This window comes from Acidimicrobiia bacterium, assembly GCA_016650365.1.
Classification (GTDB): domain Bacteria; phylum Actinomycetota; class Acidimicrobiia; order Spongiisociales; family JAENVV01; genus JAENVV01.
In genome coordinates, this window is the sequence record JAENVV010000225.1 from 1 (window position 1) to 4722 (window position 4722).

5 protein-coding genes are annotated in these 4722 nt (G+C 59.3%); 3 read left to right on the plus strand and 2 right to left on the minus strand.

Annotation, left to right across the window (positions count from 1 at the left end; all coding sequences use genetic code 11):
• The first annotated feature begins 17 nt into the window (after positions 1-17).
• Both dapB and JJE47_13310 read left to right on the plus strand, forming a co-directional pair.
• Positions 18-836, plus strand: a complete 819-nt coding sequence (gene dapB, locus JJE47_13305) for a 4-hydroxy-tetrahydrodipicolinate reductase (GenBank protein MBK5268404.1) — start codon at positions 18-20, stop codon at positions 834-836.
• Between the two features lie 104 nt (positions 837-940).
• Positions 941-1975 (plus strand): amidohydrolase, encoded by a 1035-nt coding sequence (locus tag JJE47_13310; protein ID MBK5268405.1) that lies wholly within the window; start codon positions 941-943, stop codon positions 1973-1975.
• A gap of 11 nt (positions 1976-1986) precedes the next feature.
• Here the strand turns inward: JJE47_13310 and JJE47_13315 are convergent, their stop codons facing one another.
• Together JJE47_13315 and JJE47_13320 are read right to left on the minus strand one after the other, a co-directional pair.
• Positions 1987-2814 carry a CoA ester lyase gene (locus JJE47_13315; protein MBK5268406.1) on the minus strand — a complete coding sequence of 276 codons (828 nt, stop codon included), beginning with the start codon at positions 2812-2814 and terminating at the stop codon, positions 1987-1989.
• A gap of 49 nt (positions 2815-2863) precedes the next feature.
• On the minus strand, positions 2864-4156 hold the full coding sequence (locus JJE47_13320; protein MBK5268407.1) for a CoA transferase: 1293 nt from the start codon (positions 4154-4156) through the stop codon (positions 2864-2866).
• 54 nt (positions 4157-4210) lie between these two features.
• Between JJE47_13320 and JJE47_13325 the strand changes: the two genes are divergently transcribed.
• On the plus strand, positions 4211-4722 hold a 512-nt coding region (locus tag JJE47_13325), incomplete at its 3' end, for an aldo/keto reductase (protein ID MBK5268408.1).

The following is a 4722-nucleotide window of genomic DNA, read 5'->3' on the forward strand; positions in this document are numbered from 1 at the left end:
ACCCTGGAGTCACATTGATTGGCAGTAGATCAAAACAGACAACCGTCGTAGTCGCTGGTGCAACCGGATGGGCTGGCTCTGCCCTAACACAAGCGATCATGGAAGCAGGCGACCTGAATCTGGTCGGCGCGCTATCCCGAACGAGGGCTGGTGAGCGAGTCGGTCAGGTACTCGGCGCACGCGATCCTGGAATCACCATCAGCGGAACCATCGAAGAGGCCCTCGTCTCCAAGCCGGATGTATTCGTCGAGTACACAAACCCTTCGGTCGCCCGCCAAAACATCCTGGCAGCCCTCGACGCCGGCGCCCATGTGATCGTCGGGACCTCGGGACTCGCGACCGAAGACTATGAGGTCATCGACCAAGCCGCACAGGCCAGGGAGCTGGGTGTTTTGGCCTGTGGCAACTTCTCGATCACCGCGGTCCTAATGATGAAGTTCAGCGAGATGGCGGCCGGGTGGGTCAAGAGCTGGGAGGTGATCGACTACGGGAGCGCCGGCAAGGTCGATGCACCCAGCGGAACCGCCCGCGAGTTGGCCGACCGGTTGTCGAACGTCGGGACTCCGGCGACGGTCGTGCCGGTCGACGAAACACGTGGAGAAGTGGAAGCCCGTGGTGCCAGGCTCGGGGGAACCCAGGTACATTCTGTTCGACTCCCTGGATTCGTGCTTTCGGTAGAGTCGCTGTTCGGAGCCGAGGACGAACGGCTCAGCATCAGACACGATGCCGGTACGAGCGCTGGGCCCTATGTTGCGGGAGGGCTGCTGGCGATCCGGCAGGTCGGTAGGCTGGTTGGAGTCCATCGCGGACTTGATACCGTCATGGACCTGAGCTGAACAGCCGCCGACCCTGAGTCGGACTGTGTAAGGAAGGACCCGCCATCTCCCAGCCAACCATCCCCCTCGACCCCTTCGGCCCGACCGCCGCGCGCCCCCACCCGATGACCGAGCCCACCCGTCCAAAGACGGTCACGGTCGACCTACACAACCACCTCCGGATCACCGCCGCAGACGAGTTTGTCAAGCCACATCTCCCCGCCGAGGGGTCGAACACCGCCTACCGTTACTCCGACCCGAGAAGCCAGGAGATCTACAACCGGATTCATGCATCGCGGGTTGCAGAGTGGACCGACATCGAAACTCGCCTGGTCGATATGGACAGAATGAATCTCGACGTCATGGCCGTTTCGTGTCTACCTCCACAGTTCTATTACATGGTCGAACCGACCGTTGGGCACGAGACGAGTCAGATTGTCAACGATGGCATCGCCGCCAAAATCAAGGATCATCCGACCCGTTTCGTTGGCCTCGGTACCGTGCCGATGCAAGACACCGACCTGGCCATAAGAGAGCTCGAAAGGTGCGTGAACGATTTAGGTTTCCGGGGTATCCAAATCGGTGCCCGGGTCGTCGATGAGGAACTTTCCGCCGAGCGCTTCGAACCGTTCTGGACTCGGTGTGAGGAACTCGACGTACCCGTCTTCATCCATCCCTCATCGTTCGCCAGCCCCCGCTTGGCTCGCTTCCATCTCGCCAATGTCATCGGGAATCCGCTCGACACCACGGTGGCGGTTCACTATCTCATCTTCGACGGCGTGATGGCCCGCCATCCTGAACTCAAAATCTGGCTCTCCCATGGCGGTGCGTTCGCCGGTGCCTACGGGGCGCGCATGGATCACGCGTTTGGAGTCCGGCCCGAATGCCGCGATCACATCGACGAGCTGCCAAGCACGTACCTCAAGCGTTTCTACGTCGATTCGCTCGTATTCGCTCCGGATCAGCTGGCCTATCTGGTCCAGAAGATGGGCGCCGATCATGTGGTGCTCGGTACCGACTACCCGGCCGACATGGCTGACTACAACCCGATCGAATTGGTGTACCAAACAGAAGGCTTGTCCGAATCAGACCGTCAGAAGATCTGTGGTCTCAATGCCCTCAAGCTGTTGGGACTCAACCCGGCGAGTTACGCCCGCTGACGAGCGGTGAACTAACGAGCCTGATCGGCCCATTCCAACACCCGGCGGGCGTTGACGGCCATGGCAATGTCGACCATCAGACCGTCGACCGTCGTGGCCGCCCTGCCTTCTTTCTCGGCCTCGTCAAGGGCCGCGAGCACCCGTTCCTGAAAGTCGATTTCTTCGTCTGTCGGCATGAAGATTCGATTGGTGGGCTCGATCTGGGCGGGGTGAATGAGCTTCTTTCCCCGGTAACCAAGCTGGCGAGCCCGTGATGCCTCAGCTTCGAACCCTTCCATGTCGCGGATCGCCGGGTAGGTCCCGTCGAGTGGGTTCGTAATCCCGGCATGGCGAGCCTCGACAATGACCTTGGATCGGATATAGAGACTCTCGATTCCGCTTTCCGAATGGTTGTAGCCGACGTCGCGCTGGAGGTCCCCGTTGACGGCAACCCCCACAACACACGAACCCACCCTGGCCGCGGAGGACAGGATCTCGAAGCAGTTGTACACACCGGCCACCGATTCGATGCCAACAATCACCTCGACCGACCCTGGTGCCAAGCTTCGCGCCTCTTCAAGCATCGACAGTTGTTGATCGATCACTCGGATCATTTCAGGCGAGTCAGTTTTCGGACACTGAATTCCTCTGAGACCTGGAAGGACGATCGCCTCCAGGTCTTCTTCGAATAATCCAGAGTCGACCGAGTTGACCCGAACGTAGGTCGGGACGTCTCCAGCTCTTCCTGAAATGAACTCTGCAGACATCTCTCGAGCCTCGGCTTTTCGATCGAGTGGAACCGAATCCTCTAGATCGAGGATGAGGGCGTCAGCACCGTATCCGGCCGCCTTGTCCAGCATCCGGGGCTGGTTACCAGGGACACTCAGGAGACTGCGAACAAGATCCAAGTCAGATCACCCCACGGGTGTACAACTCGTCGATCTCTTCGTCAGTCATTTCAAGCAACTCCGCAAGGATCTCTCGTGTGTGTTCTCCGATCGCCGGACCCGCGTGGCGAACATGCCCCGGCGTCGCCGAGAACTTGGGGACCACCCCTGGCATGAGAACCTCGCCAATATCAGCGTATGCTCTACGAATCAAGCTATCGCGGGCGAAAAGCTGAGGGTCAACTGTCACCTCTGCCATGGTATTGACGGGAGAGCTGGGAACGTCGTGCTCGTCCAAAACCGCCATCACTTCTTCAAGGTCACGCTCAGAGAACCAAGCCTGGACGATGTCATTGATGTCGCCTCCCGGGGCGCTGCGCTCGGTATTGGTCGCGTATCGATCGTCATCGAGAAGATCCGATCGCCCAATGGCCGCCATCAGACGTTCAAAAACCGTCTGAGTCGCCGAACTATGAAAGACATAGTGTCCATCTCTGGTTCGGAACACATCGGAAGGGGCAACGTTTATGTACCGGTTTCCCATTCGCTGTGGCGTGTCGCCGAGCACATCCTGACGGGTGATCAAAGAATCCAGCAGACGGATCACCGACTCATAAAGAGACAGGTCGATCCATTGACCCTCCCCACCGTTGGCGGACCGATCGTACAACGCCATCGAAACCGACATGGCTCCGAAGGTTCCGGCCACATAATCGACCAACGGCACCCCCATCTGCAGCGGCGGACCGTCAAGTTCACCGGTTTGATTCATGAGTCCACTCGCAGCTTCGATGACCCGCCCGAAGCCGGGCAGGTGACTCTTGGGACCGGTCTGACCGTACCCTGAAAGGCTGAGCAGCACTAGGCCAGGGTTGATCATGCGTAGGTCGTCGTAGCCGAGGCGCCATTTCTTGATCGTTCCAGGTCGATAGTTCTCTATCACGACGTCGGACAGACCCACCAGTCGCCGAACGAGATCCTGTCCAGCCTCTGTGTGAAGGTCGACTGTGAGAGATTTCTTGCCACGACCCACCACTGCCCAGCGCAGAGACTGATCGTTCTTGAATGGACCCATACCGCGCAGGCTGTCACCGCGGCCAGGTAACTCCACGTGAATGACTTCGGCACCGAAGTCGGCCAGCAGCGAAGAACAATGACCCGCCCCAAGCATCGTGGCGATGTCGAGAACGCGCACCCCGCGCAATGGTCCTTCCATGGGATCAGGCGTCATGGCCGTTACTTTACCTGCGATGCCAAACGGATCGCGGTCCAGGATGAACTCGCCAGGCGTCCCGTCGGGTTTAGCGTCTAGCATTCTGGGGGTTCCAGGCTGAGTCGGTTTGACCGACACATGTTCAGAGGAGAGCGTATGGAGCATCGCAACATCGGTCCGCTTTCGGTTTCGACCGTGGGACTCGGCTGCAACAACTTTGGCCGAAAGCTGAGCGCTGAAGACAGCGCGTCAGTCGTCGACGCCGCAATCGACGTTGGCATCAACCTTTTCGACACCGCAGATATCTACGGATATGGCGACCACCCGTACTCGGGTACGGGTCGTTCGGAGGAATTCCTGGGTCAGGCATTAGGGACACGACGCTCAGACGTCATCATCGCCACCAAGTTCGGGATCTCCATGAGCAAGACCGACAAGACGATGAGGGGTGGAGGGAGAGCCTGGGTCCAGCGCGCCTGCGAGGACAGCCTGCGTCGCCTCCAGACCGACTACATCGATCTCTATCAGATCCACCGACCGGACCGCGACTCGCACATTTCCGAAACTCTCGGGGCGCTGAACGAATTGGTCGACCAGGGGAAAGTCCGTGTCCTCGGTTGCTCCAATTTTTCTGCCGAGCAACTAGAGGAGGCGGAGGAAGTGAGCGA

Excerpts from the sequence above, each read along its gene's own strand:
- JJE47_13310 (MBK5268405.1), top strand. The coding sequence starts at position 941 with ATGACCGAGCCCACCCGTCCAAAGACGGTCACGGTCGACCTACACAAC.
- JJE47_13315 (MBK5268406.1), bottom strand. The coding sequence starts at position 2,814 with ATGCTGGACAAGGCGGCCGGATACGGTGCTGACGCCCTCATCCTCGAT.
- JJE47_13320 (MBK5268407.1), bottom strand. The coding sequence starts at position 4,156 with ATGCTAGACGCTAAACCCGACGGGACGCCTGGCGAGTTCATCCTGGAC.